This window comes from Paenibacillus lycopersici (genome assembly GCF_010119935.1).
Classification (GTDB): domain Bacteria; phylum Bacillota; class Bacilli; order Paenibacillales; family Paenibacillaceae; genus Paenibacillus_Z; species Paenibacillus_Z lycopersici.
The window spans coordinates 679,093-705,889 of the sequence record NZ_CP048209.1 but is presented as its reverse complement, the minus strand read 5'-3'; the positions used below and the strand labels follow the sequence as shown (position 1 = coordinate 705,889).

Here is a 26,797-nt window from a genome sequence, read left to right as displayed (position 1 = left end):
CGATCGCTATGCATACTCGCACCATTTTGCCGAAACTTCGGCCGATCTTCGGATTTATCGTCATCATCTCGCTCATGTACGCCAACGGCTTTTATTCGGGCTCCGCGCTCCGCAACGCCCTGGTCATCGTGATCTCCGCCACCTACGCGAGCCGGTTTATTTTCCGGGAGTTCTGGCGGCCCAAGCGGAGGTCCATCGTCTTCATCGCGCTCCTCACGCTCGAAACGGCGGCGGGCATTTACTGGTACCACGAAACCGCGCTCGTATACTTCTACGCGATCGTCGTGCTGACGACCGTCACGCAGCTGACGTTTACCCAGCCGCGCATCCCGCTGCTCGCGACCATGATCGTGATCACGGGCGTCTATACGGCGCTCGGCGACGTGAATTTGCTCACCTTCGTCTCGTTCGCGGTCATTTCGGGCTTCTTCTACTTGAATGTCCGGAGCCGCCGGCAGCGCGACAACGCCTATGAACAGAACAAACGGCATTTGGCGGAGCTTCAGGAAGCGTACGCCCATTTGCAGGAGGCCTCCGTCACGTCGATGCGGAACGCCATTCTCGACGAGCGGACCCGGATCGCGCGCGACATCCATGATGCGGTCGGGCACAGCCTGACCTCGCTGATCGTGCAGATGCAGGCGATGCGCTACATGATCGGCAAAGACCCTGCGCAGGCGGAGCAGACGCTCGAAGGGATGCTGGCCGTCGCCAGGCAGGGGCTGAAAGACATTCGCAGCTCCGTGCACGCCCTCGCGGACGACCGGTCGGTATCGGGCTTGAAACCGCTGACGGCCTTGCTGGACCGCATGGAGACGACCGCGTCGATCGGCTATTCGTTCCGGGCCGAGCTGCAGGAAGAGGATGCGACGGCGGCCGACTACACGCTGCTGTACAGCGTCCTGCAGGAGGCGGTCACGAATATAATTCGCCATTCCGGCGCTACTAATGTAGAGGTGCGCCTCTATCCGAACGCGGACCGCATCGTACTGCGCATCCGGGACAACGGCGGGGCGAAAGCGGAAACGGCAGACGCGGCAAGGGCGGTACAAGAAGGATTCGGTCTGAGAATGATGCGCGCGAAGCTCGAGGAACGCGGAGGCACGCTGACCTACGGCCTGGCGCGGCCGCATGGATTCGAAATGATCGCGGAGCTGCCGGCCGGCAGCGAGAGCGCGACGGAAACGGGGGATGGCGTTGACTGCAACATCGACGACGAACGACGGTAAGATCAGCGTGCTGCTGGCCGACGATCAGAAAATGATTCGCCAGGGCTTCGGCTATGTCATCAGCCTGCAGGACGATCTGGTACTGGTCGGCGAGGCCGCGGACGGCCATGAAGCGGTGGAGCTGGCGCTGAAGCTCCGCCCGGACATCATTCTGATGGACATACAGATGCCCGGCATGACGGGCATCGAGGCGGCCCGAACGATCGTCAGGCAGCTGCCGCAGACGAAGATCGTCGTGCTGACGACGTTCAACGACCCGGATTATATCTATGAGGTGATCCGCTGCGGCGCGGTCGGCTATCTGCTCAAGGACGCGGACGTGGAGGATATGCTCGAGGCGGTTCGCTCCGCTTACCGCGGCGAGGCCGTGTATCGCACCGACCTCGCGGCGGATGCGCTCTCCAGGGCGGTCGCATCCGGCTGCATCCTTCCCGAAGCCGGCGCGAAGCCCGCGCTCTTGGAGCCGCTGACGGAGCGCGAGCAGGAGATCTTGCAGGAGATGGCCTACGGTCTGCGCAACGACCGGATTGCCCGCAAGCTCGTCATCACCGAAGGCACGGTAAAATCCCATGTCCACCGCATCCTGCAGAAATTCGGCTGCGAGGACCGGACGCAGGTCGTCGTCATGGCGCTGCGGCACGGAATGGTGAAGTAACGGCGCCATCCCCACCCTGTACAACAAAGGGACCGTTCTCTTCGCGCGCGCGGCGCGAGCTGAAGGAACGGTCCCTTGTGTCCTGCATCTATGTCTTACAGATAGATCTCGATCACGTTGCGATCGCTGTTCAATGCCGCCGCAAGATGATCCTTGCTGACGCGCAGGCCGCCTTCGCGGTAACGATTGAACGTCGGCCGAGCCGGCATCTCCATGTTGTTCACGACGATCCGTCTGTCCGCGGCGCCCTCCAGATGATAAACGAACGCGACCGGACGATCCATGAACCGGAACGCAAACCGCAAACCGGACATCTCGGCCGGAAGTACCGGATCGATCACCAGATCGCCGCCTTCCTGACGGATGCCCAAGCAGTTGGAGATCAGCTGGTTCATGTAAATCCCCGGTCCGCTCGAATAAATCCGCCAGCCGCCTTTGACCATCGCCTCGCCGTTCCGGAGCGCTTCGAACCGCTCCTGCGCTTCGTACCGGTCGTTGAATTTGCCGTCGGAGCTGCTGAAATACGCATTGCTCTGACGGAGCTGGGCGTTCGGCACGACATCCGACAGACCGACCGGGTTGATCATTTGCAGCGCCTTCCATGCTTCGTCGCGGTACCCTAGCTTCGCCATCGCCTCGATGAAGCGGATATGGGCATGCACGTACTGCAGCCCGATTTCGCGGCCGAAATTAGCCGCCTGCTCCGCGCGCTTGAAGCGCGTGCTGACGCCGCCCGCATAAGACGCCGGACGATCCATCAGCCTTACGCCGTCCGGGAAATACAGCTTTTCCTTGATCAGCGCGTAGTGCGCCTCCGCCTGCTCCTTCGACAACAATTCGCCGATCATGCTGCGGGTCATCGGAAGCAGCCGGTACTTGATGCCGGTGGAGGTATCCTTCGGATGGAGCATCTGCTCGGCAACGCCCGGCTGCTCCATGTACAGGAAGCCCGGGATGACGTCGTCCGCCAGCATGAAGCGATTGAAGTCTTGTTCGATGCCGGCGGCCAGCTCTTTCAACTCGGCCGCCAGCTTGCCGTCGTGCTCCGCAAGCGCCGAGGACAGTCCATTGATCGTCTGGTACGTCAGGGCAACCGTCCAGCTGCTGACCATATACCGCTTCAGCATCGCGTTCGCAGGCTGCAGCGTATCATCCCAATCGCCGTCTCCGTAAGCCGACAGATGCGTGCCATGGACGAAGTGCGACCGAATGAACGCGATTTCCTTAAGGGCATGCTCGAGCAAGGACGAGCCTGCTTCCGTGAAGTCGAAGGTGTCAGCGTTCATGAACGGCACGAACTCGTCCAGAATGCCGTAATCCTTCGTCGCATGCAAGTAATCGCCCAGCACCTTCAGAGGCCAGACGATAATATCGCCATGACTCTCGTGCTGCTGGATTTTGAAGTACCGGTCGAACATGAACCATTGCGGCCAGTTGCCCGTGTCCTCGTACTGATGCGAATAAACTTTAAGCAGGATGTCGCGAACCGTGCCGTAGTTATGCGTCGCAAGGAAATACTCGACCGGCCCTTGGCACACGTCGCGCGTTCCCCAAGCCGCGCCGCCGTATTGTTCCAATCCGTGCGGCACGGAGAAATGGACGAGCATGTTGTGCGTGTACCACCAGGCCAGGGCGTTCATCTTGTCCAATTCGGCTGTGCCGCCTTCCCTGGACAGCTCGAACCCGTTCATCAATTTACGGAAGAACTGCGTATACCGCGTCTTCTCCGTATCGAACGCCTGCTCCTCGAAAGGCAGCGCCTGGCCGTGAAGCAGCCCTTGCACGGTCATGCTCCACGCGCTGCTCGCCGACAGCTCCAGCACAACGAGCGAAGCGTCGCCCTGCCGGACGTTGTCCGCAAGCGCCGTCTCGTCGCCGACGATCATGTCCGCGCCCGTTACCCGCAGCCGATAGCTCAGTTCCGGATAGGCGGAGGCGCTGAGCGCGCCCGCCGCGGCCTTGAACGTGAGGATATCCCCGCTGCGCTCCAGCTGGAACGGCTGCTCGTATTCGTTCGCGCCCATGATCACTTGATTCGTCACGATATACCGGTACGCGATCCCCCGCTCCGAAGCGACCTGCAGACGCACTTCCGGCGTATCCACGGTCGTGAAGCATGTTACGATCAGCGCATCGTCCGCTAGCTTGTAAATCCACCGCGCGTAATTGAAGCCCATCTCGAACAGCGAAGGCAGCGTCAACAGCCGGTAGACGCCGTCCAGTTCGACATAGATCCGTTGTCCGGATGCTTTCATCGCGTTGAGGGCGCTGCGGGCGTTGGAAATCATTTTGTTGAACGACGTATTGCCTACGACGAGCTGGGAGTTAAACATGCCGTACATGTAAGCCGTCGTCGTCAACACCTGATCGTTCAACCGGTCGTTGCCGCCGGTCATCAGAATATGGCCGTGCGGACGCTCGACCCGCAGCTCCTTCTCCTTCAGAACGATATGTTCATACGCCGGCGTGAAGAACGACAGCAAGACGTCTCCGTCCCATTCTTCCTGCAATCGGCTCGGGAAGCGCCGCCCGATTTCTTCGATCGGCATCGTCAGCGCGCTCAGCGGCTTGCCGACGCGTTCCTTCGGGACGGGCCTGTCGACAACGTCGCCCGCTTCCGTCCGGCGTTCGCCGACTTGCTTCCACGCCTCGGCCACTTCGTCGCCGAATGCCAGCGATTCCACCGCCGCTTCGTGATTCTCGCGCATCAGGCCGTAGAAAACGACCCGCGCGGACCCATCCAGCCGAATACGCCCGGATTGGAGCGCCGCGTAAGCGAACTCGTACTGGTATGTTTCATTCGCCAGCGACTCATGCGCCAGCCGTTCGGGCACGTCCATCTCCTTATAGGACAGGCCGAAGAATTGGAAGCCGTCCGTCGAATAGCCGGCCGCGCCGGTCAGCGCGCCCTGCTGCATATACGGAAACTTGCCGCCTTGCGGCTGATTCTGGCGGGAACAGATCACGTAACCCCGCTCGGCGTCCTTGAAGACGGAATGACCGATATATTGGGACAAGTACGCCTCATTGGAACGAACGGTGCCGCGATCGGCGAGGCCGATATCCTGGCCGTAAATCACGTCGAGCTCGGCATCGGCGCCATCGAGCGTCACGTCCCAGAACCAAATCCCCTGCTCCGTCAGCTGGAAGACGACCTGATAAGCGACGCCCCAATGCGTGCCTTCCCATTTCAAAGCCCGTTCCGAACGGCGCAGCCGGCTCGAAGAACGGATGCCGAGCAACGGAACCGCGTCGACGCCGTCCGCCGTAAACCGCCGCAAGTATAGATTGTTCAGCGCGCCGTCGATCGGATTCGCTTGCAGCTGATTAATCAGCGCGTTCCCGTTATGGGACGCCTCGTACAGATCGCCGCTGCTTAGGAACGTAAACCGATACGCGCCTTCCTCCAAGTGGATTTTCGTCTCTTGATCCTGCAGTATGGTGCTCTTGCTCTCCCGAATACTCACCTGTTGCCACCTCTTATCTCTCTATTTGCTCTCTTGTCACGAAACGCATAGCCCTGCCATCGAACTCATCGAAACGATTCGAATCATTTCCTAAACTATAACGAATTAAAAAAGCGATTTCAATACCGCTTCAGGAGGAATTTACTTGTATATTGGCAAATCGGATGCGGCTCAAGGAGGATTTATCGAAACGATTCGATATCCAGTGCCGCTTGCGCTGCGGTACGCGCTATTCGCTATTATGGAATTTCACCGATAACGCGGTCAATCAGGAAAGATCGGCTCGCTTCCGATGCATACTAGCTTTGAGTTCCGCCCCGGACTTCGCCGGCCGGCCAGCCTGGCCTAAGGGCAGATCGGCATGCCGACGCGGCCGATATTCGTTCACTTCCCTTAATTTCACTTACTATAATTGAGAAACTTTCGGATATTGCGTACACTAGAGGAAACAGAGGAATCAAGGAGGCAGCATGCATGAGTGAATGGGCACAACCGATGGAAATCGGAATCAGTACGTTTCTCGAAACGACGCCGGACCCCGATACGGGCGAGGTCATCAGCCACGCCGAGCGGCTACGGCGCGCCGTGGACGAAATCGTCCTCGCCGACCAGGTCGGTCTTGATGTATACGGCATCGGGGAGCATCACCGTCCCGATTACGCCGGAACGGCACCCGCGGTCGTTCTGGCCGCCGCGGCAAGCATGACGAAGCGCATCCGGCTGACGAGCGCCGTTACCGTGCTCTCATCGGACGATCCCGTGCGCGTCTATCAGCAGTTCGCGACATTGGACGGCCTCTCGAACGGCCGGGCCGAAATCATGGCGGGGCGAGGCTCGTTCATCGAATCGTTCCCGCTGTTCGGCTATAGCCTGGACGATTATAACGAGCTGTTCGAGGAGAAATTGGAGCTGCTGCTCGCGATCCGCGCCTCGGAGAAAGTGAGCTGGCGCGGCGGCCACCGTCCGGCGATCGATGACCTCGGCGTCTATCCGCGCTCCGTGCAGGAGCCGCTCCCGGTGTGGATCGCCAGCGGCGGCAACGCGCAGTCCGCCATTCGCGCGGGCTTGCTGGGTCTGCCGATCGCCTTCGCCATCATCGGCGGCATGCCGGAGAAGTTCGCCCCGCTCGTCGACTTGTACAAACGGGCGGCGGCGCAAGCCGGGCATGACCCGAACAAGCTGCAAATCGCGACGCACTCCCACGGATTCGTCGGCGACGATACCGACGCGACGGCCGAGCTGTTCTTCAAGCCGACGCAGGCGCAGATGACCAAGATCGGCCAAGAGCGCGGCTGGGGCCAGCCCTACTCCCGCGCCACGTACGACGAAGCCCGCAGCCTGCGCGGCGCGCTCTACCTCGGCGACGCGGAGACGGTCGCGGAGAAGATCGTTCTGCTGCGCAGGAATCTCGGCGTCACCCGCTTCTTCCTGCACGTGAACGTCGGCACGATGCCGCATAAGGACGTGCTTCGCGCCATCGAGCTGCTCGGCACGAAAGTAAAACCGCTCGTGCTGCAGGAGCTCGCCCGTCTCGAAGGCACCCGGTAAGTGCAATCGCCGTGACCGCGGACCGAACATGAATAATGACATGAAGGCTAATTCGCGTCGATGCGGGTCGGCCTTTTGCATGTTCGTTGGCGATGCTGGGCTCGACGAGAAACCAACGAAGAACGATCGATATTGAAATTATAGACAAATAATCATTTTCTATATTAACTTTCGGCATTAATTGCCGGCGTTAATTTTCGTTGTTGAGGTTTAGCCCGGTTAACGCGCCCGCATATCGGCGCGCAGCGATAAAATTTCGCGGGAACGGCGCTTGGAAGCAACCTTTCGCCCCGGCCGGCTGTCTAGTAGAAAAAGCGGATATGACATGGATAAAGGAGCGCATGCCGGTGAACAAAATAATCGTGCCGCTTGCGGCGGTCCTGCTTGCCGCCCTGCTGGGCGGCTGCGAGGGTCAGGCTCGGAAGAACGCCGCGCCGACGTCGGCGCGGCAGTTAGCGGAGCCGTCGGCGCAGCAAGCGGCGGCGAATGCGGCGGAGGCAGCGGAAATGGAGAATGCGGCAGCGAATGAACAAGCCGTTACCGGGCAATCCGGATCATGCGAAGAACCGCCGCAGACCCTAGCGTTAGCGGGGATCTCCTATGCGTTTGCGAAGCTGGACCCGGCCGAGGAGCCCGTGATGAAGCTCGGGTACGCCGCCTGCGATCAAGGCCGGTTCATGCCGGGAGACGACGGACCGGGCACGCTCGTCATTAACGGCACCGCACCGTCCGAGGGCAAGCGGAAAGCGGTTATTTTCAACGGGCCGTGGGGACGGGCATTGTATGAGACCAGTGGGGCGGCGAATGGGGCAGCAAACGGCGCGTCAGCAGACCCGCATGCCGACAGCGCCGCGGTCGCCAACAAGGACGTGCGCCTGGTCTACATGACGTTCCCGATACCGGTTCGCGAGGTAAGCAGCCCCCTGTTCGGCTCCCGCGATCAAGAACGAATCGCCGCGCTGCTCCATGAGCTCGGGGAAGCGGAGCGGGTCAACGGCGCCGGCCTGGCCTCCCCGCTGAACGGGCGCAGCACGGCGCTGAACATCGAGCTGAACGACGGACGCCTTCTGCAGGTCCGTCCGGCTTGGACATGCAGGACCGGCAAGGATGACGATGGGGATACGACGACCTCCTGCACGCCGGTAGATGACCGCATTTGGATCTCCGGACCGGACGGCGGCGCTTATTTCGCGAAGTCGGAATGGCTGTACCGCTTCGTCGGGAAGGCGTACCTGGACTGGATGCCCAACGTGCAGCCGTATGAAGCTCCGGACGCGCTTCCGGCAGGCGCCCCGTTCGCGGTACGCGGTCACGGTTCCCGCACGGATCGGGCAAACGTCGCCTTAATGAAGGGCGACAAGACGGTTTTGAATCTGCAGGCCGCCGTGAACGAGGGAGAATGGCTCGTCGAAGGGACGACGCCGGACGATCTGCCGGCTGGCGACTACGAGTGGAAGATCGATACGGGCACGACCACGTACGGCGTTGGCGTGCGCGTCTCGAAGTGATCCGGCAGGCCATCCGGCCGGCTGTGGATCCGACCGCGTTGAAAAAACCGTGCAGCCCGCATGAAGCGGGGACTGCACGGTTTTCGTCTTAGCTGCTCGTAGCTGCGCTGTACAGCACGGGGAATGCTTCGCCGTCGAACAGCTCGCCGTCGCGGCCTTTCATGAAGCCGGCGTTGAAGTGGCCGTCGCCTCTCGTGCCCGCTTTATAGCGCGTCTCTCCCGTCATGAGGTGAACCGCCATCGAGCGGCGCGCCTCTTCCGTCGCGTTGGCTCCGCTGCCGTGAATGGTCAGCGCGTGGTGAAAGCTTACTTGACCGGCCTTCATGATGATCGGCACCGTCGTGAACTTCTCGTTCTCCGGAATATCCATCGCTTCCTGCTGCTTCTCCATGTTCTGCTCGAAGAAATCGCTCATTTTGAGCAGTCCCCACTGATGGCTGCGCGGAACCATCTGCATGCAGCCGTTGGTCAGATCGACGTCGGTGAACGCCACCCAGGCGGTGATCAGCGTCGGCTCCTGCGCGCACTGCCAGTACGAGAAATCCTGATGCCAGCCCACGTTCGCCGTCTCGCGGCCCGTTCCGCGGCCCGGTTTGTACAGCAGCTGGTCATGCCACAGCCGGATCGTGTCCGCATGCATCAGCTTGCCCGCGATCGCCCCGATCGTCGGGTTCGTCGCCACGCCCCGCAGCACGGAATCGCACCAATGCGAGTTGTCGGTTTTGCGCAGGGCCCGCGGGTTGTCCGCGCCTTCCAGCCAGTTGCAGACCGGGGCGCGCCCCGTCTCGAATTCCGCCCTGTAAATCCGGTCCTGATGCTCCTTGATCGCCGCCAATTCTTCTTCCGAGAAGATCACCGGGGAAACCCAGTAGCCGTTCCGGTCAAAGAAATCCACGTCCTCCTGCGTCGGCACACATGCGCCGTTCACTTGCTTCTGTATCGTTCCCATCGTCCCGCACCTCGTTCGTTATCATAATGTCCTGCGTTATGATTATCATTTTAGATGCGCGAAGGGAGACTGTCTTTGCTTGAAGCGCGCGATAATTTAAAGCTTTTGACCATGTAACGAACTTTACATCCGTCGCACGACAGGTATACTAGATGCATTAGACTAGCAACGGGAGGCCGCGCAGCCCATGCATTCGCCCCATAAGAACGGCAAGCCGCCCTATCGCGACGCCGCGCCCTACCGGCCGCTGGTCATCGAGAACGAATGGGAGTTTCGGGCCGAGCTGCCCTTCGACGCCAAGTCGAGCAGCCTCTACTATATCGGCGAGCAGCTGATGCCGAATTGGGCGACGGCCTCGCATTATCACGATCATTTCGAGCTGTGCTATTTGGAACAGGGCCACGGCCAGTATCAGATCGACAAGACGCTCTACCAAATTCGCGCAGGCGACCTATGGCTGACCAAGCCCGGCGAGACGCACTACGGGCTGGCCGGCGAGGACGCGTCGTTCCGCCTGTACTATCTGGGGTTCAAGCTGGAGTGGGCGAAAGCGCTGGAGCCGGACTTCTATCAGCTCGGCGCGGGCCGCGTCGTCCCGGACGAAGACGGTACGATCAAATCGATCTTCGACCGGCTGCTGCGCGAAATCCGGCTGAGGCCGCGGCTCAGCATCCATATGGCGGAAGGGCTGTTCCTGCAGCTGCTCGTGACGGTGTCGCGGCTGTTCCACGATTCCGCGCAGCGGCCGGACGCGGCGCCAAGCCCGCTCGGCGCCGCCGTGATCGAAGTCATGAACCGGCTGCACGGCGAGATCCGGTACGACCACGACATCGAGGCCATCGCGCGCTCCATCCCGGTCAGCCGCTCCCATCTCGCCCGCGAGTTCAAAAGCGCGATCGGCATGCCGATCGGCGAATACATGCGCAGCCTCTGCCTCGACAAAGCCAAGTTCGAGCTGCGCGCCACGGACAAGCCGGTGACGCAGATCGCGGAGGAGCTGCGCTTCTCGTCGATCCATACGTTCAGTATTTTTTTCAAACGGTTCGCGGGGATCACCCCGTCGGAATACCGCAAGCAGGCGACCGGCGACGCGCGCCGATGAGCCTCGAAACTGCCGTACGGCGGTTCGAGCATGCAGGCGCGAGCCGGGAAGGAGGGCAACATTCGCATGAATCCTACTTTAACGCTGTCCGCCATTCAATCCATGTGCGGCCAGCTATCCTATAAACGCGGCGAATCCGCTTTTCGCGGCGGCAAAGTCGCCGTCACCTACTACGACGCGGACGCCGGCCGCTGCGAGGCGACGGTTCGGCTGCAGGAAGATTTCGAGGTCGCCCTGCGCATCGACGAAGACGGCGACGTCACGGCCAAGTGCAGCTGCCCGTCGCTCTCTTCCTATGCCAAGTACTGCTCGCACATCGCCGCAGTGCTGCTGCTGATTCACGATGCCCAGCAAGGCGGAAAGGCGCCGGGTGGGAAAGCGGACGCCGGTGGCGGGCGTGGCGGGCGCGCAGGCAGCGGCGCGGACGCGCGGAGTGCGCGCGGCAGCCGTGATGACGCGCTACGCGAGGGCGAGCTCGCGCGCAGCGGCGCGGACGACCGGGGCGCGCGCGGCAGCCGCGATGGCGCGCTACGCGAGGGCGAGCCCGCGGGCAGCGGCGCGGACGACCGAGGCACGCGCGGCAGCCGCGATGACGCGCTACGCGAGGGCGAGCTCGCGGGCAGCGGCGCGGACGACCGAGGTGCGCGCGGCAGCCGCGATGGCGCGCTACGCGAGGGCGAGCTCGCGGGCAGCGGCGCGGACGACCGGGGCGCGCGCGGCAGCCGCGATGACGCCGGCGACCGGCTCGCTCGCGGCTTGCTCGAACTATTCGCGCCGGTTCCGCGAGCCGTTCCCGCTTCGCAGACGCGTTTCGATACGCGCGAATTGCTGCCCCTCGCCTTCGTCTGCAAGCCGTTCGCTTACGGCAGCGGCGGCCGGCTGCTCGGCGTCGAGCTCAAAGCCGGCGCCAAGCGGCCGGTCAGCATCCCCGACATCCGCCGGTTCCTGCGCAGCTTAACGGACGGCGAGCCTTGCGCCATTGCCAAATCGCTCGAATACGACCCGAAGCGGCACTGCTTCAGCCCTGCCGATTACGCCGTGCTGGAGCAATTGATCGCCATAGCCGAACAGGAACGGCTGTACCGCGACACGTCGGGCGTCTATTCCGCGTATGCCGCGCCGATGAGCGGCGAGCGGATGCTGCTCGTTCCTCCGCCCGCATGGGAGGCCTTCCTCCCCGCGCTGATCGGAGCGCCGTCCGCGTCGATCGAGCTCGATAACGTCGTGTACGCGACGTTGACGCTCTCCGACGAGCGGCTGCCGCTGCAGTTCGAGCTCGAGGAACAGACGGCGGGAACCGGCTGCCGGCTGCGCATGCCCGGCCTGATGGAGCTGGCTGTCTTCGACGCCTACGGCCTCGTCCTCGCCGAAGGCAAAATCCTCCGCCAGCCGCAGGAGGCATGCCGAAGGCTGCTCGAACTGCAAGATCTGCTGCGCGAAGCCGGTACGGGGGAGGCTGACGACGCTGCGGAGGACGATCGCCTTCAGGCCCAGTCGCTGCCCCTGCCGCCCGCCCAGATCGAGACCTTCATGGAGCGGGCCATGCCAGGCCTGCTCAAGCTCGGCCCCGTGCGGATCGCGGATGAAGTGGCCTCGCGGATTACGCAGCGCCCGCTCAAAGCGAGGCTGTATCTCGATCGGATCCGCGACCGGCTGCTGGCGGCGCTGGAGTTCCACTACGGCGACCTCGTCATCAATCCGCTCGAGCCTGAGCGCGAGCGCGGCATCGGCGGTCCGATCCTGATGCGGGACGGCGAGCGCGAACGCCAGATCCTTGCCCTGATGGAAGGCGCGTCCTTCGCCAAGACGGAAGCCGGCTACTTCCTCGGCGACGAAGAACGGGAGTACCATTTTCTCCAGCATGTCGTACCGCAGTTGGAGAAGCTGCTGACCGTCCATGCCACGTCCGCGGTCCGCACCCGCATCCTTGTCGGCAGCACGCCGCCGAGCGTCGCGCTGACGCTGAATGAGCGAACCAACTGGCTGGACGTGAAATTCGATATCGCGGGCATTCCCGAGTCGGAGATCAAAGCCGTACTGAAAGCGATCGAGGAGAAAAGGCGCTACCACCGCCTGCCGACCGGCGCTCTCCTTCCGCTCGACACCGACGAGATGAAGGAGATCATCCGCTTCATCAACGAGGGGCGGCTGACGGCCAAAGACCTCCGCGCCTCGGGCATCCGCATCCCGCTGTTCCGCGGCCTTCACTTGATGGACGTACCCCGGCAGGGCGGCGCGGTCAAGCTGGACAAGGCGTTCCGCCGGCTGCTGGATAATCTGCGCAACCCGGACAATTTGGATTTTCCCGAACCGCCGGGGCTGCTGCATCCGCTGCGGGACTATCAGGCATACGGCTATCAATGGATGCGCACGCTGGCGCATTACGGGTTCGGCGGCATCCTGGCGGACGATATGGGCCTTGGCAAAACGGTGCAGGCGATCGCGTTTCTCTCGTCCATGCTGCCGCAGATCCGCGAGGAGCGGCTGCCCGCCGTCATCGTCGCGCCCGCATCGTTGACCTACAACTGGCGCAATGAAATTCGCAAATTCGCCCCGCATATTCGCGCGGTCATCGCGGACGGCACGAAAGCGCAGCGGCATGCCGCGCTTGCCGGCAGCTCGTCGGTCGATGTCGTGATCACGTCCTATCCGCTGCTCCGCAGGGATGTCGTCGAATATGCGGCGCGCTCGTTCCACACGCTCATCCTCGACGAGGCGCAGGCGTTCAAGAACGATACGACGCAGACGGCGCAAAGCGTGAAGCTGCTGCAAGCCCGCAATCGGTTCGCGCTGACGGGGACACCGGTCGAGAACCGGATCGAGGAGCTGCGGTCCTTGTTCGACGCCGTCTGTCCGGACCTGTTCCCGGGACGCAAAGCGTTCGGCGAACTGGCCCGAGAAGCGATCGCGAAGCGGGCGCGGCCTTTTCTGCTCCGCCGGGTGAAAGCCGACGTGCTGAAGGAGCTGCCGGACAAAATCGAATCCGTCCAGGCGTCCGCCCTCCTCCCGGAGCAAAAGAAGCTCTACGCCGCCTATCTCGCCAAACTGCGCGAGGAGACGCTGCGGCACCTGGACCGGGAAACGCTCAACAAGAATCGGATCCGTATCCTCGCAGGCCTCACCAGGCTTCGCCAGATGTGCTGCCATCCGGCGCTGTTCGTCGAGGATTACGCCGGCAGCTCGGGCAAATTCCAGCAGCTGCTGGAGTTGATCGAGGAATGCCGCAGCGCCGGCAGACGGATGCTCGTGTTCTCGCAGTTCGTGGAGATGCTGAAGCTGATCCGGCAGGAATTGCACCTGCGCAACGTGCCGTATTTCTATCTGGACGGCAGTACGCCGCCGCAGGAGCGCACGGAGCTAAGCAGCCGGTTCAACGAAGGCGAGGGCGACCTGTTCCTGATCTCGCTCAAAGCCGGCGGCACCGGCCTCAACCTGACCGGGGCGGACACGGTGATTTTGTACGACCTCTGGTGGAACCCGGCCGTCGAGCAGCAAGCCGCGGACCGCGCCCACCGGATCGGGCAGAAGAACGTCGTGCAGGTCATCCGCCTCGTCGCCGAAGGCACCGTCGAAGACAAAATGGTCGAGCTGCAGGAGCGCAAGAAGCACCTCATCGACGAGGTCATCCAGCCGGGCGAGGAACCGCTGTCCGCGTTGACCGAGGATGAGATCAAGGAGCTGCTGATGCTGACCTGAGCGCGGCGGCCGCAGAATGATATGAATGACAAAGAGGCCATCGAGCACGCGCCGCCTCGGCTCGGTTCGATGGCTTCTTTGTTCGTAGCGTCGTGCACCGGCTCCAGTGCTTCTTACGCACTATCAAACGGGCAATAGCTTGCCGTCCGGAAGGATCGCGGGGCTGCTCCCGGTCTCCGCGGCCAGTTTCCTGCCGTCGCGGCAGCTTTTCCGGCCTATGCGGGGCCCTCGCGGCCAATTTCCTGCCGTCGCGGCAGCTTTTCCGGCCTATGCGGGGCCCTCGCGGCCAATTTCCTGCCGCCACGGCAGCTTTTCCGGCCTATGCGGGGCCCTCGCGGCCAATTTCCTGCCGCAGCGGCAACTTTTCTGGCCTACGCGGGGCCCTCGCGGCCAATTTCCTGCCGTCGCGGCAGCTTTTCCGGCCTACGCGGGGCCCTCGCGGCCAATTTCCTGCCGTCGCGGCAGCTTTTCCGGCCTATTCGGGGCCCTCGCGGCCAATTTCCTGCCGTCGCGGCAGCTTTTCCGGCCTACGCGGGGCCCTCGCGGCCAATTTCCTGCCGTCGCGGCAGCTTTTCCGGCCTACGCGGGGCCCTCGCGGCCAATTTCCTGCCGCCACGGCAGCTTTTCCGGCCTATGCGGGGCCCTCGCGGCCAATTTCCTGCCGCAGCGGCAGCTTTTCCGGCCTACGCGGGGCCCTCGCGGCCAATTTCCTGCCGCCACGGCAGCTTTTCCGGCTCATCTGCCCGAAGCCCTGCTCAAAATCCCCCTTACCCGTACACCCGCACCTCAATCACCTGCGCGAACGGCGAGCCGTTGGTCGATTCCACCACGACCCGCAGCGCGGACGCGGCGACGACGGCCGGCAGCACGACGATTCTTTTCCGCTTGCGGTTGTCCTGAAGCCGTTCCAGCACCGTCCAGCCGCCATCCGTCAGCACCTCGATCCGGCAGTCTTTGACTAGCTCCGGCATGATCGAGAAAGGCGTCGTATGGTGATGCAGATTGATCAGATCCTCGTTCACGTCGTCGTTGAACGTCAGATGAATCTCCCGCACGCCGACGGCGGACGGCCACTCCAGCCGCAGCCACTCTTCCCGTCCCTCGCGCACCGCCTCGGACATCCACAGATGCGGACCGCCGTACGGACGCACGTAGCCGTCCACCGTTTTGTCCGCCGCGTACGCTTGCGTGCCCGGCGACAACCTCACGCACATCGCCTTGCGATTGTACGGCCCCATGCGCCATAACGTCACGCGCTGGCTGTCCGCCGGCAGCTCTTCGAACGGGAGATCGCCATGATAATCGAAGCCCAGCAGGCCGAAAATCAAGCCATCTCCCGAGCGCAGCCGCAGCTGCGGATTCTCCCGAACGACGAGAAACACGTTGCACGGCACCGGCGGGATCGGCGAACCGCTCAAATCGACCGCAGCCCACTGCTGTCCGCCCCGGGCCACGCGGCAGCTATGCCGCGATACGAAACGATGCGGGATGTAGTTCTCCGCGCGGCCCGTTTCCCACACTTCCACGACAAGCTCGGTCTCTTCCTCGGCATCGACGAGCAGCTCCACGCCGTCCAGCCGCGGGTCGACCGGTACGAGAATGCCGACCGGCTTCTCCAAGGTATGCGCGTAGGCCGCGCTCCCTGTGCCGCACAGCGGCCAATGCGCCAGCGTCAGCGTGCTGGACGCTTCAACGCTGGCGGTCCGCGCCAAATCCTGCGGGTCCGCATTGCGCAAGCCGATGACCGAGGCATCCTGCCGCAGCAGCGTCTGCTGCAGCTCGCCCATATGCTCGGCTTGCAGCGCTCGCGGCGTCACGCCCTTCTGCGCGCACAATGCCGCCCCCGTCCCGGCCGCCTCGCCGATGACGGCGCAGGTCGCCATGACGCGCGTCGTGCCGAACGCCACGTGCGAAGCGCTGATGTTGCGTCCCGCGAAGAGCAGGTTGCTCACGTTCGCCGAATACAAGGAGCGGAACGGAATGGAGTAATTGCCGTCCGCATGAAAATGCTTCGAGCCGCTCTCGGCGGCATACATCCCTTGCGGCGGATGCAGGTCGATCGACCAGCCGCCGAACGCGACCCGGTCGTCGAACGGCCGCTGCGCGACGACATCGTTCTGATTCAGCATGTAGTCGCCGATGAAGCGGCGGTACTCTCTCTTGCCCGGCAGGGACCCGACCCATTCCAACGTCATGTTGTCCGCGTCGAACTGGCCGGAGTTCTTGATATAATCCCAAATCCCGTAGATGACCGACCACAGCTCGTCGCGGATGCGCTCGTTCTCGTTCACCGTGTCCAGCTCGCCGCCCCACTCGATCCACCAGTAGTGGCAGCCGGAATCGCCGCTGCGGATGACCCGGCGGACGGGAATGCTCGTCTGCGTAATGTCTTTGGCGAACGACGGCGGCACGTACTTGATCGGACGGCCAGCATCCTTCGAGTAGAACAAAATCGTACTCCCCAGCGTGATGTCGTCCGCGATCTCCGGCGCCCAATCCTCGTTGAATTCGGCTTTCGCCTCTCGTCCGATCCGGTATTTCGCCCCGGCCAGGAAACCGACCAGCCCGTCGCCGGTACAGTCGAGCACGACGCCGCCCTCGAAACGAATCCGCCGCTCCGAGCCCATCATCCAGCCGATCACCGCGCTAATGGATCGGTCGTCCTCCGGCCCGTCCGCCTCTACTTCATGCACGTCCGTGTTCAGAAAGAGCTGGATGTTCGGCTCCGCCCGGACGGTTTCCAGCACGACGAGGTCCCAATAATACGGATTGCCTTCCATGTTGCGATACTGGTTCTCCACGAACAGCTCGCCCATAATGCCCGTCTCCCGCGCGTAGCGGTTGACGCCGTGCCCCGTCGCGCCGCACACCCATACCCTAACCTCGCTGCTGGAATTGCCGCCCAGCACCGGCCGGTTTTGCACGAGCGCCACCGTCTGCCCGAGCCTTGCCGCGGCCACCGCCGCGCATACGCCCGCCAAGCCGCCTCCGACCACGACAATATCCGTTTTGACCGATTGCTCCAACATGCCGTATCCCCTCCATCTTGAAATCACGTGTCCATCCTGATTTTCATGCTACAATGAAGGAAAGTCCTTTTGGAATAGCCGGCTTTTCGATTGCCATATCTTTATTTTCAGAGGAGATGACGAGATGCAGGAGCTTGCGGCCGCACCGTTCCCCGGGGAGACGGAATGGGTGTATTGGCAACGGAAAGAAGCGTTCCTGCTCGCCGAAGATACGTACGCCAGATGGGTGATGTTCGCGGTTGAGAGCGGACGGTTCCGGTACCGGATTCAGGACGAGGAAGGAACGGCGGCAGCGGGAGACGTCGTCGTCTGTCCGCCGGGGGCGCGCTTCGAGCGCGAGGTCGTCGAGCCGCTCTCCTTCGCGTTCGTCGCCTTCTCGCTGCGCGCGGACGATCCTGTTCCCTTGCCGCAGGGGCGCGTGCGCATCGGCGATACCGCCAGACTGCAGCAGAACCTGGAGCGCCTCAAACCAGCGCCCCCGCACGACGCTGCGGCGCAGCATGCGTACGGAGCGCATTACGCGGCGGATATTTGGCTGCAATGCATGCAGGAATGCAACCGGCGCAAGGAGACGTCCGCCGCGCCGGCTGACGCCGCCATGGATGCGGCCGCCGCATGGCTTCGGGAGCATGTGGACGCGAGATCGGCCGTGAGCGAGGCCGCCGCGCGCTGCGGCTTGACGCCGGTCCAGTTCACCCGCCGCTTCCAGCGGGTGTTCGGAATGCCGCCGCAGCCGTTCATGCTGTCGCTCCGCATGGCCGAAGCGCGCAAGCTGCTCGTCTCTACGGACTGGACGCTCGACCGGATCGCGCTCGCCTGCGGGTACGAGAACGGATTCTCGCTCAGCCGCAGCTTCGTCCGCCTGACGGGCATCCGTCCGTCAAGCTACCGGGCGCTCCATCGGCTGTAGGTTTCCGCTCGGCAGCCCTGCGTCCTGCCCATGCCTTCCCGCAGCCCGCGGCCTGCCCGACTCGCCCTGCGGCTGCCGCCGCGCCGAATAATACGCCGGAGTCCTCGCCTCATGAGCCGGCCTCGCCACCAATTAGCCGGCCAAGCCTCGCGCCTTGCCACGGCCGATGTCGCCTTCCCCGAAGCAAGCCATCCATCCATATTGATCCTATGCCTCCGACTCGCCCGAGAGCCCGCCGCATCCTATTCGTACAAACAGCCTCTGCCTAGTCCATCTTCCGCACCGCCTCACAGCCTGCCTGCCGCCAGATCGCCTCTTCTTTCCTTCGCTCCTTCTACCGTACTTCCGGCATTTCGCGCAGCTCCCTGCGCGAAGTGCGACGGCGCATGATGGCTGTCAGCCTCATGGCTCCGCAGCTCCCTTCGTTCCACGACTGAACGGCTCCATCGCCCATCAACCTTAATCCTTCATCCTTAACGCTTCATCCTTGCTCCTGTAACCAACATCCTTCGTCCATCGCGCTTCCGCCCGCCGTTCCTGCACCTGCGCCGCCTCAGCCCGGCAGCATCAAACAAGCCCGGAAAGCAAGCCCCGAAAATTTTTAGCGGGAGACCGGTTGCCTTTTTACTGTATGCGTAATATACTGTTATCATAATATACTGTTTATAAAATACACTGTTTTATGGAGGAGCGACAAAACATGCGCAATAACGCTATCGTAACGGCTGGATTACGTAAATCGTTCGGCTCGCAAACCGTGCTGGACGGCATCGATCTCGCCGTTCCGTCCGGTACGATTTTCGCCTTGCTCGGACCGAACGGCGCGGGCAAGACGACCTTGATCAACATCTTATCCACGCTGACGAAGCCTGACGGAGGAACAGCGGCCGTCAACGGACACGACATTATCGCGGGACGGGAAGCCGTCAAACGCTCGATCAGCCTGACGGGGCAGTTCGCCGCCGTCGACGACATGCTGACCGCGAAGGAGAATCTGCTGATGATGTGCAGATTATCCGGCTGCACGTCCGCCGAAGCGCGGATCCGAACCGCCGAGCTGCTGAAACGGTTCGAGCTGACCGCCAGCGCAAGCAAGCTGGTCAAAACCTTCTCAGGCGGGATGCGCCGCAGAATCGACCTGGCCGTCAGTCTCGTCGCCTCCCGGCCCGTGCTTTTCCTCGATGAGCCGACGACGGGGCTCGACACCGTCAGCCGGCGCGCCCTCTGGGATATGATCATGGAGCTGCGCGACCGGGGCATTACGATCTTCCTGACTACGCAGTATTTGGAGGAAGCCGATCAGCTCGCGGACCGCATCGCCGTCATCGCCGGCGGACGCATCGTCGCCTCCGGCACGGCGAAGGAGCTGAAGGCCCGCGTCGGCGACGAATTGATCGAGCTGCACGACGCGGACGGCGAAGTGCTCGCCTCATTCCCCACCGACGGCAGCCTGCAGCATATTCGCCAGACGCTGAACGGCCTCGCCGGGAAGGTTTCGCCGGAGTCGCGGATTATGCTGCGCAAACCTAGCATGGACGATGTATTCGTCGCCTTGACGACAACCCCGCAAATAGAGGAGGCCGTAAAATAATGACAACCGCAACGCTGCATACGAATTCCGAGCCGGACAGGGTCGCATCCTTCGGCGTCACGAACGCCGTCTTCATCGGGCGGAGCATCCGCCTCAGCCTGCGCAATACCGAAGCGCTCATCATGGCGATCATGCTGCCGGTCATGCTGATGCTCTTGTTCACGTACGTGTTCGGCGGCGCCATTTCGCCGGGCGGCGAATACGTCACCTACGTCGTGCCCGGCATTATTCTGCTGTGCGCCGGCTTCGGCTCCTCCAGTACGGCCGTAGACGTCGCTCAGGATATGACGAACGGCATCATCGACCGGTTTCGCACGATGCCGATCCGCAGCATCGGCGTCATCACCGGACATGTCGCCGCCAGCCTCGCCCGCAACCTGCTGGCGACCGGCGTCGTCATCGGCGTCGCCTTTCTCGTCGGCTTCCGCTCCGATGCCGGCTTCCTGGCCTGGCTCGCCGCCCTCGGCATAATTACGCTGTTCATTCTCGCCATCACGTGGCTGTTCGCCGCGATCGGCATGATCGCCGGTTCGGCCTCGGCGGCTTCCGGCTACGGCTTTATCCTGCTCTTCCTCCCCTATCTCTCCAGCGCGTTCGTGCCGACGTCGACGATGCCGCACTGGCTTCAGGGCGTGGCCAACAACCAGCCGATCACGCCGGTGATCGAGACGATCCGCGGCTTGCTCACAGGCACCCCGATCGGCCACAACGCCTGGCTCGCCGCCGCCTGGTGCGCCGGCATCCTGGCGCTCGCGCTCATCTGGAGCGTCGCGGCATTCAAGCGGGGATCCGGGCGCAGGTAACTCCCTGCCTTCTTATGGCCGCGTCCGCGGACGCGACCCCGCAGCATAACAAAAAGCACACCGGCTCGCTCAAGCGAGTAAACCGGTGTGCTTTTTCGGTCTTGCGGATCTTTCGGGTCTTTCGGGTCTTTCAACTTCGCTGCTAAAAGGCTTTCCGAAGAGCCGCAAGAGCTGAAAATGGCCGAAGAGCATAAAGAGCCGAAGAGCTGCAAGATATTGAAAGAATTGGAAGAATCGAAGAGAAGGGCTGACGGGCCGAAGAGCTGCAAAAGCGCAGAGAACTAAAAGGGCAGCCCCTTCAGCTCTTTCAGCTCTTTCCGCTCTTTCCGCTCTTTCCGCTCTTTCCGCTCTTTCTGCTCTTTCCGCTTCAGCTTTCACGCTCCCAGCCAGCCGTGACGCGTCTTTCACGCTGCGGACGCAGCTCCCAACGCACGCCGCTTCGCAGGATGCCGACGGCGGTTCGACCTCACTCCCATCGATCCGGCGGCATCGCCCATTGTTCTAGCGGTCCCCCGCATCCGCGGGCAGCTTCCCCCGGCGCGCCAAATACTGCTCGATCCCGTCCAAAATCCGCTCCAGCCCGAAATTCATGTCGTCCCCGACCGTGCTCTCCGACTCCCGTTCGCCCGCATAGATCCCGGACATGACGATCGGGTACAAGTCCGGATACCGCTCGGGCGTGACGAGCCGCTTCAACGCCGGACTGAACGGTAAACCCGAGAAATCCTCCGCGCTCACGCCTAACCGCGCCGCTTTGGCGATATCCCTGCTGATGAGGCCGACGGCGCGTCCGTAGCTGCTCAGCAGCAGCAGGACGGACATTTTCTCGAATTCGTCCAGCTCCAGCGGCCGCAGCGACCGCAGCACCCAATCGATAAGCCCCATGACGTTCGGCGTCACCGGCACGCCCGTAATCGGAATATCCCCGTACCACGGATGCTCGACGAACACCTGAACGCATTGCTGCACATATTCGCGCAATCCGTCCCGCCAATCCTGGCCTGGGTCGTACGGCGGGATAGGCACGTCGCTTACCGCTTCCTGCATCAACAGCAGCAGGTCGTCCTTGCTCGTCATATAGCGGTACAACGACATGGTCGTATAGCCGAGCGACTGGGCGACGCGGCTCATGGACACGGCCTGCAAGCCGTCCTGATCCGCGATCGCCACGGCGGCGTCGACGATTTGTTTGATGCTCAATTCGCCCTTGGGACCGCGCTTGCCCTGCTTCACGATGCCCCAGCTTAATGCAACGCCGGCCGGCAGCCGGCCGAGCACGTCGTCTTCGTTATCGGTATGGTTGGTCATGCTGGCAGTCCCCCGTTCCGGTCAAACGCCGAAATTGTATATGATATAAACAGTGTATCACATCCAGCTGCGAAGGGACAACGAAGCCTGCCACGAGTCCTGCCGCTATGCCCGCCGCGAATCCTTCCACCACGCCGTGAAGCGTCCGGATCAAGACGAAAGCCGAGCGTCCCTCGTGGGACTGCCCGGCTTTCCGTCCGCATTTTATTCGCGCGCGGCGTTCAATTCAATGATGTTGCGGTCGGGGTCCAGCAGGAAAATCTGCGAGAACCCGGTGATGCTGTTCCGGTTGTGCCGATGTTCGATGCCGCACCGGTCCAGCCAGGCGATCGTTTCGTCGAAATCGGCGACGCGGATCGCGAAATGCCCGTCGCGGGTGTCGATTCCGCCGCCGCGCAGCGTCTCGCCCACATGCACGAGCAGATGCAGCTGCTGACCGCCGTCGCCAATGCCGTACCAGGCGCCGGGAAAATCGAACGGCGGCCGCTGGATCTCCCGCAAGCCGATGACTTCCTCGTAGAACCGTTTCGACCTCTCCAAATCGGTTACGATCAAACTGACATGATGAATGCCTTCGTGGCGAATCATGACGCAGGCCCACCGCCTTTTTTTGAATCTAGTATAGCATGAACGGGCGTCGGCGCCTGCTGTATTTTGGCGAATTGTTCGCGCGTAATTGCCAATGGCCGCCTAATCGTCATTGCACGGAGAAACGCGAAGCGGCCGGCGCTGGGAGCGCCGGCCGCCGACCGTTCCCCGGATCCCTTCAACTATGGCGGAACAAGGGTCTTGCCGGAATGGCTACTTCACGCCCGGAAGCGAGAACAGCAGCTTCCACGTCTTGCCCCCGTCGGCCGTCCGGTAGACGGCCGGCTTCTCGAAGCTCGTGACCGCCAGATAGCCCGTCGTCGCCGAGAGGAACGACAGCCTGCCGTCGTAACCCGGCGCGGCGCCGGGCAGGTTGGTCCATGTCTTGCCGTCGTCCAGCGAACGGCCGAACTGCAAGTCGTCCAATGCGCCGCTGCCCGCGACAAGGAACGCGGCCTGCCGTCCTACGACCGCCATGTCGGTCGGTCTGCCCTGCGGACCGGCCAGCTTGCCGTCAGGCGCGACGGGTCCCGGCGCCGGACCGCCGCCCGCCGTCGGATGCGAGATGACCTGCTTCCAATGCGCGCCCGCATCCGACGTATGGAAGACGGAATACGACGTCTGCGACATGCCGGAATCCCCGTACAGCAGCACCCAGACGTCGGAACTGTCGGTGCCTTGGATCATGCCGCCCACATTGGTCTGCGAGCTCACCTTCAGCGAGTCGGTCCAATGGTTACCGCCGTCGACGGTCCGTTTGATTTCGTAGCCGCCCGCCGCGAGCACGATGATCGCCCAGCCTTTCTGCTCCGTCATGAAATGCACGTAGCGCGTATTCGGCGGCGTGGCCAGCTTGCTCCACGTCTTGCCGCCGTTCGTCGTCTTGTACGTGAACGCGCGCGTGTACCCGAAGCCCGTCTGCTCGTTCAGGAACTGAATGCGATCGAACGGATGCTGTCCCGTCGGAATCCACGTATAGCTCGCTCCGCCGTTCGTCGTCTTAAGCAGCGTGTTCGGCTTCCCGTAGGCGACTTGCGCGAGGACGTAGCCTTCGACATTGGTCAGGAACTGCATCTGCGTAAAATTCAGCTTGCCCGTGTTATAAATCGTCTGCCAGTGGCAGCCGGCATCCGACGTGCCCAGCATGAAGCCGTTGCCGGCGACGCGCCCGATGGAAGGGCCCAGAAATTGAATCGCCTGCAAATACGGTTCGGACGTGTCCTTCATCGCATGCAGCGTCAAGCCGTGGCTGTCCGTCCGGCATGCCGCCGCGGCAGCGGGCGCGGCGGCGGCGGCTCGCGGCGTGCCCGAACTCACGCCGAAGCCCGTCAGCACCGCAGCAAACGCAAGCATCGCGGCAAGCGCCCGTCTCGGCGCCGGTTTCGAGAATGGTCTCATCATAAACATCACCTCGTCCAATTATTAACCTTGTTGCGCGGTTTTCTATCTGTTTCCTTGTTTGACGCGCCGCGGTCTTGTCCGGTTGCGGGCATCTCTGTCCCAACGCGCAATTTCCGCCATAGGCTAGGATTTCCTATTCCAAGCTATGTATGTCCGGCATGGATACGTACGCCGACATGCAGCAAAAAACGGACGACCCGCGACCGTATACCGGTCCCGGATCGTCCGCCTATCGCCGCTCGCTTATTCGCCGCATAGCGGCAGCCTGCGCCGGCAGCCCTCTAATAGTCCTCGCTGATCGTCCACTCGTCGTCGTAATTATAGGTCCAGTGCCCGTCAACGAGATCCATTCCGGCTACAAGCTCATACGGGTAGGGCTCTTCCGGCGGAGACGAACCATCCGCTCCGGCTTCGGAGAACAGCACGTTCAGATGCACGACCGCATGCGCGCCCTCGATATAGAGCACGCGGGAATCGACGATAACGCTCGTATCCCGGCCGTTGTCGAAGATCGCCTGCAGCAGCTTGCCGTAGTCGTCTCCGGTCAGTTCCTTCCATCGCTGCCGGAAGCGCGGGCTCAAGAGCTCCATCGTCGCCTCGTAATTCCCGGCGTTATAGGCATCGTAGAACGCGTTCAAGTCCCGCAGCACCGCGTCTGCCTCGTCCGGACGTTCTCGCTTCAGCGCCGCCGCCGTCTCGTCCGCGTCGTCCGGCAGATCCAATCGCAGATGGTTGTAATCGATCTTCGCGATCAGCCAGCGCGCGCCCGCCCGCTGCAGCCGGTATTCCACCTCGCGCTCGGACTTCATGGCCTGCGTCTCGCTTCGCGTCACGGCCTGGAGTACGGCCCTCGCAGCGGAGGTATAGTCGATGTCGCCGAACCGGGTTTCGAACATCCGGTACGGCGGATCCATCGTTTCGGATTCATGCTCGTAATAGATCCGGTCCGGATTATCCGCCGTAAGCCGCTCCGCATGGCGGCCGGTCATGGCGGGATCGAGGAACGCGGTAACGGCCGCCTTGACGGCGTCGTCCTGTCCATAGCCCCATGCCGTGACGTTCGCCTGTTTGACGCTCCGGTCGTAGGTTACGTCCAGCTCCAGCAGCTGCCCCATGCTGCGGGCGGACACATAGACTTGTCCGCGAATCCGCCTGATTTCGTCATACAGATCGAACTCGTGCCCCTTGTACTGAACGATGCTGCTCTCCGCCTGGAAGCGCATCGTATCCTTGCCGATCGCGGCGGTAATTTCGGCTGTTGCCGGATCGTAGCCGACCTTCGCGCCAAGCGCGTCCATCATCGGCCGAAAAGGCAGCCACATGACGCCGTTCTCGATGATGGCGTTCGCGCCTCCTAATTGCTGTTCGTTGACGACGACGGCAATGCCGCCGCCCCCGGACGGCGAAGCGGCTGCCGAAGCGGCCGGAACTGCCGAAGCGGCAGCCGCCAGCGCCATGACGCCGGCGATCAGCGTGCGGATTCTCCTCATCCTATGCTCCCCCTTCTCTTCTCCCTTTTCCCTCCTACTCTACTTTAATTTGTAAAACCCGTCCATATCGGTGCGTATTCTTACACTCCCTTCACACTCTCAGCATCGTCTGTTAATACTCGGCCGCTATACTGAAGACATTCAGGGAGGCAGCCGCCTTCCGCCAAGCAAAGGAGCCGTTCCTATGTCATCCAGCCCTGCCATCGTGTACGCGTCGCGCCTCTGCGACAGCGATACGATGACGAACAAACTGATCTACCAAATCCGGCAAAACCAGCTCTCCCCCGCGCAATTGAACGACCTGCAATCCCGCTGCAGCCGCGAGCTGAACGAGCTTCGCCAGGAGCTTGACACGCTCCTGAACGAGCTTCGCGCCATCGCCGGCCGCGGCAGCCGCGAAGACGGCCAAACCGCCGCGGCAAGCAGCGCGCCGGACAACCGCACCGCCCCTCTCAGAACCGCAGCCTAACGCCGCGCAAGCCGCACATCCCACGTTACCTTCCATACCAACGAAAAAACCGGCATCCCCTGTTGATCGCTCTTCAGGCAGGAAGCCGGTTTTGTTTGTAGAACCGGGTATTGCGCTATGACCGATTCGGTCCCTATTGCTGGCTCGATTCCTATAGCTGGTCCAATTCCTAGGGCCAATTCAGTTCCTGTGGCCAGTTCAGTTCCTAAGGCCAATTCAGTTCCTGTGGCCAGTTCAGCTCCTAGGACCGGTTCGATTCCTATGGCCGGTTCGTTCCCTAGCGCTGCGTCCGCTCCGCGACGTCCCAGCGATGGGCGTACCGCGCAAGCTTAGGATGCGGCGAATGCGGCTCCTCGGAGAGCAGCAGGCGCAGCTTGACGATCCATTCCTCGAACGAGGCGTACGAGGCGAACTGATTCGCCGTCTCCGGGGTCAGGTACAGAAACAGCGGCGACGGATAGGCCTCCGCCAAATGCCGCAGCGCCGCATCCATCGGCGTGTATTTCTTGCGCTTCCCCTCGAGGCCTTCCACGGCGACGGCCACCGCCCCGCGTCCCCGCTCTTCTTCGTAACCGCGCTTCCAGCCGCGAAGCCTGTCCAGCCGCGCGTGATACGGCAGCACGGGCTCCTTCGTCATGCGCCGTACCGTCTCTTCGTGCAGCGGATAGAGCACCAGCTTGGCGAAGCCGCGTCTCTCCGCCGTCGCCGCCGCGAACGCCAGCGCTTCATCCTCCAGATGCTGGAACGTATCGTAAACGACCATCGTTCCTTTACGGTTCTCCGGCGGCGGCTCGTAGCCGAACGGCACGGTATGGGCAAGCCGGTTCATAGCGTATCCTCCTTGCGTATTGGCATGTTTTTCTAGCTTGAGTATACCCCTGGATGGGCGATTCGATGAATAGGCGAATCGCGTCTATCGCCCGTGCGCCGATCCGCTATCTCAGCGCCGCTGCGCGAACCGCGATCCGTCATTGACGCTCTATGGCGCGTGTGATACTTTTAACGCGTAAAATGCTTGCATCATACATCCTGCAGTTAGTATTAATAGTGGACA

General features: G+C 62.4%; 18 protein-coding genes. 10 read left to right on the top strand and 8 right to left on the bottom strand.

All coding sequences use genetic code 11. The features are described 5' to 3' along the window. Positions 1-8 precede the first annotated feature (8 nt). A complete protein-coding gene (locus GXP70_RS03160; RefSeq protein ID WP_162355125.1) occupies positions 9-1,229 on the top strand; it encodes a sensor histidine kinase in 1,221 nt (406 codons plus the stop codon). 31 nt (positions 1,230-1,260) lie between these two features. Further along, positions 1,261-1,884: a response regulator gene (locus GXP70_RS03155; RefSeq protein ID WP_263864122.1), complete on the top strand. Its 624-nt coding sequence runs from the start codon at positions 1,261-1,263 to the stop codon at positions 1,882-1,884. A 95-nt stretch (positions 1,885-1,979) separates the two neighbouring features. On the opposite strand, the gene GXP70_RS03150 is transcribed toward GXP70_RS03155, so the two are convergent. Continuing rightward, positions 1,980-5,351, bottom strand: a complete 3,372-nt coding sequence (locus tag GXP70_RS03150) for a GH36-type glycosyl hydrolase domain-containing protein (protein WP_225442644.1) — start codon at positions 5,349-5,351, stop codon at positions 1,980-1,982. 474 nt (positions 5,352-5,825) lie between these two features. On the opposite strand from GXP70_RS03150, the gene GXP70_RS03145 reads away from it, so the two are divergent. After that, entirely contained in the window at positions 5,826-6,899 is a 1,074-nt protein-coding gene (locus tag GXP70_RS03145; RefSeq protein ID WP_225442643.1) for an LLM class flavin-dependent oxidoreductase, read from the top strand. 347 nt (positions 6,900-7,246) lie between these two features. Continuing rightward, complete coding sequence (locus tag GXP70_RS03140; protein WP_162355123.1) at positions 7,247-8,407, top strand: hypothetical protein; 1,161 nt, start codon at positions 7,247-7,249, stop codon at positions 8,405-8,407. Positions 8,408-8,495: 88 nt separating this feature from the next. Here the strand turns inward: GXP70_RS03140 and GXP70_RS03135 are convergent, their stop codons facing one another. Then, a complete protein-coding gene (locus GXP70_RS03135) occupies positions 8,496-9,356 on the bottom strand; it encodes a phytanoyl-CoA dioxygenase family protein (protein ID WP_162355122.1) in 861 nt (286 codons plus the stop codon). Positions 9,357-9,543: 187 nt separating this feature from the next. Between GXP70_RS03135 and GXP70_RS03130 the strand changes: the two genes are divergently transcribed. Both GXP70_RS03130 and GXP70_RS03125 read left to right on the top strand, forming a co-directional pair. Then, positions 9,544-10,458 (top strand): AraC family transcriptional regulator, encoded by a 915-nt coding sequence (locus tag GXP70_RS03130; protein ID WP_162355121.1) that lies wholly within the window; start codon positions 9,544-9,546, stop codon positions 10,456-10,458. 66 nt (positions 10,459-10,524) lie between these two features. Continuing rightward, positions 10,525-14,154 carry a DEAD/DEAH box helicase gene (locus GXP70_RS03125; RefSeq protein ID WP_162355120.1) on the top strand — a complete coding sequence of 1,210 codons (3,630 nt, stop codon included), beginning with the start codon at positions 10,525-10,527 and terminating at the stop codon, positions 14,152-14,154. A 767-nt stretch (positions 14,155-14,921) separates the two neighbouring features. Here GXP70_RS03125 and GXP70_RS03120 read toward each other — a convergent pair. Then, the gene (locus GXP70_RS03120) at positions 14,922-17,183 is read right to left on the bottom strand and encodes an FAD-dependent oxidoreductase (RefSeq protein WP_162355119.1); all 2,262 of its coding nucleotides are present in this window, start codon (positions 17,181-17,183) and stop codon (positions 14,922-14,924) included. 124 nt (positions 17,184-17,307) lie between these two features. Between GXP70_RS03120 and GXP70_RS03115 the strand changes: the two genes are divergently transcribed. From GXP70_RS03115 to GXP70_RS03105, 3 genes are all read left to right on the top strand, one after another. Beyond that, the gene (locus tag GXP70_RS03115) at positions 17,308-18,093 is read left to right on the top strand and encodes an AraC family transcriptional regulator (RefSeq protein ID WP_162355118.1); all 786 of its coding nucleotides are present in this window, start codon (positions 17,308-17,310) and stop codon (positions 18,091-18,093) included. A 700-nt stretch (positions 18,094-18,793) separates the two neighbouring features. Further along, positions 18,794-19,684 (top strand): ATP-binding cassette domain-containing protein, encoded by an 891-nt coding sequence (locus GXP70_RS03110; RefSeq protein ID WP_162355117.1) that lies wholly within the window; start codon positions 18,794-18,796, stop codon positions 19,682-19,684. Further along, on the top strand, positions 19,684-20,487 hold the full coding sequence (locus GXP70_RS03105; protein ID WP_162355116.1) for an ABC transporter permease: 804 nt from the start codon (positions 19,684-19,686) through the stop codon (positions 20,485-20,487). The genes GXP70_RS03110 and GXP70_RS03105 overlap by 1 nt, the downstream gene beginning before the upstream one ends. Before the next feature lie 501 nt (positions 20,488-20,988). Here GXP70_RS03105 and GXP70_RS03100 read toward each other — a convergent pair. From GXP70_RS03100 to GXP70_RS03085, 4 genes are all read right to left on the bottom strand, one after another. Further along, positions 20,989-21,795 carry a TetR/AcrR family transcriptional regulator gene (locus tag GXP70_RS03100; RefSeq protein ID WP_162355115.1) on the bottom strand — a complete coding sequence of 269 codons (807 nt, stop codon included), beginning with the start codon at positions 21,793-21,795 and terminating at the stop codon, positions 20,989-20,991. Between the two features lie 204 nt (positions 21,796-21,999). Then, positions 22,000-22,383, bottom strand: a complete 384-nt coding sequence (locus GXP70_RS03095) for a VOC family protein (RefSeq protein ID WP_162355114.1) — start codon at positions 22,381-22,383, stop codon at positions 22,000-22,002. A gap of 213 nt (positions 22,384-22,596) precedes the next feature. Continuing rightward, positions 22,597-23,784 carry a WD40/YVTN/BNR-like repeat-containing protein gene (locus GXP70_RS03090; protein ID WP_162355113.1) on the bottom strand — a complete coding sequence of 396 codons (1,188 nt, stop codon included), beginning with the start codon at positions 23,782-23,784 and terminating at the stop codon, positions 22,597-22,599. Positions 23,785-24,065: 281 nt separating this feature from the next. After that, positions 24,066-25,274: a stalk domain-containing protein gene (locus GXP70_RS03085; RefSeq protein WP_162355112.1), complete on the bottom strand. Its 1,209-nt coding sequence runs from the start codon at positions 25,272-25,274 to the stop codon at positions 24,066-24,068. Between the two features lie 184 nt (positions 25,275-25,458). Here GXP70_RS03085 and GXP70_RS03080 point away from each other — a divergent pair, with 184 nt between their 5' ends. Continuing rightward, positions 25,459-25,743, top strand: a complete 285-nt coding sequence (locus GXP70_RS03080; protein WP_162355111.1) for a hypothetical protein — start codon at positions 25,459-25,461, stop codon at positions 25,741-25,743. Between the two features lie 277 nt (positions 25,744-26,020). On the opposite strand, the gene GXP70_RS03075 is transcribed toward GXP70_RS03080, so the two are convergent. After that, positions 26,021-26,572, bottom strand: coding sequence for a hypothetical protein (locus tag GXP70_RS03075; protein ID WP_162355110.1), 552 nt, complete (start codon positions 26,570-26,572; stop codon positions 26,021-26,023). Positions 26,573-26,797 lie beyond the last annotated feature (225 nt).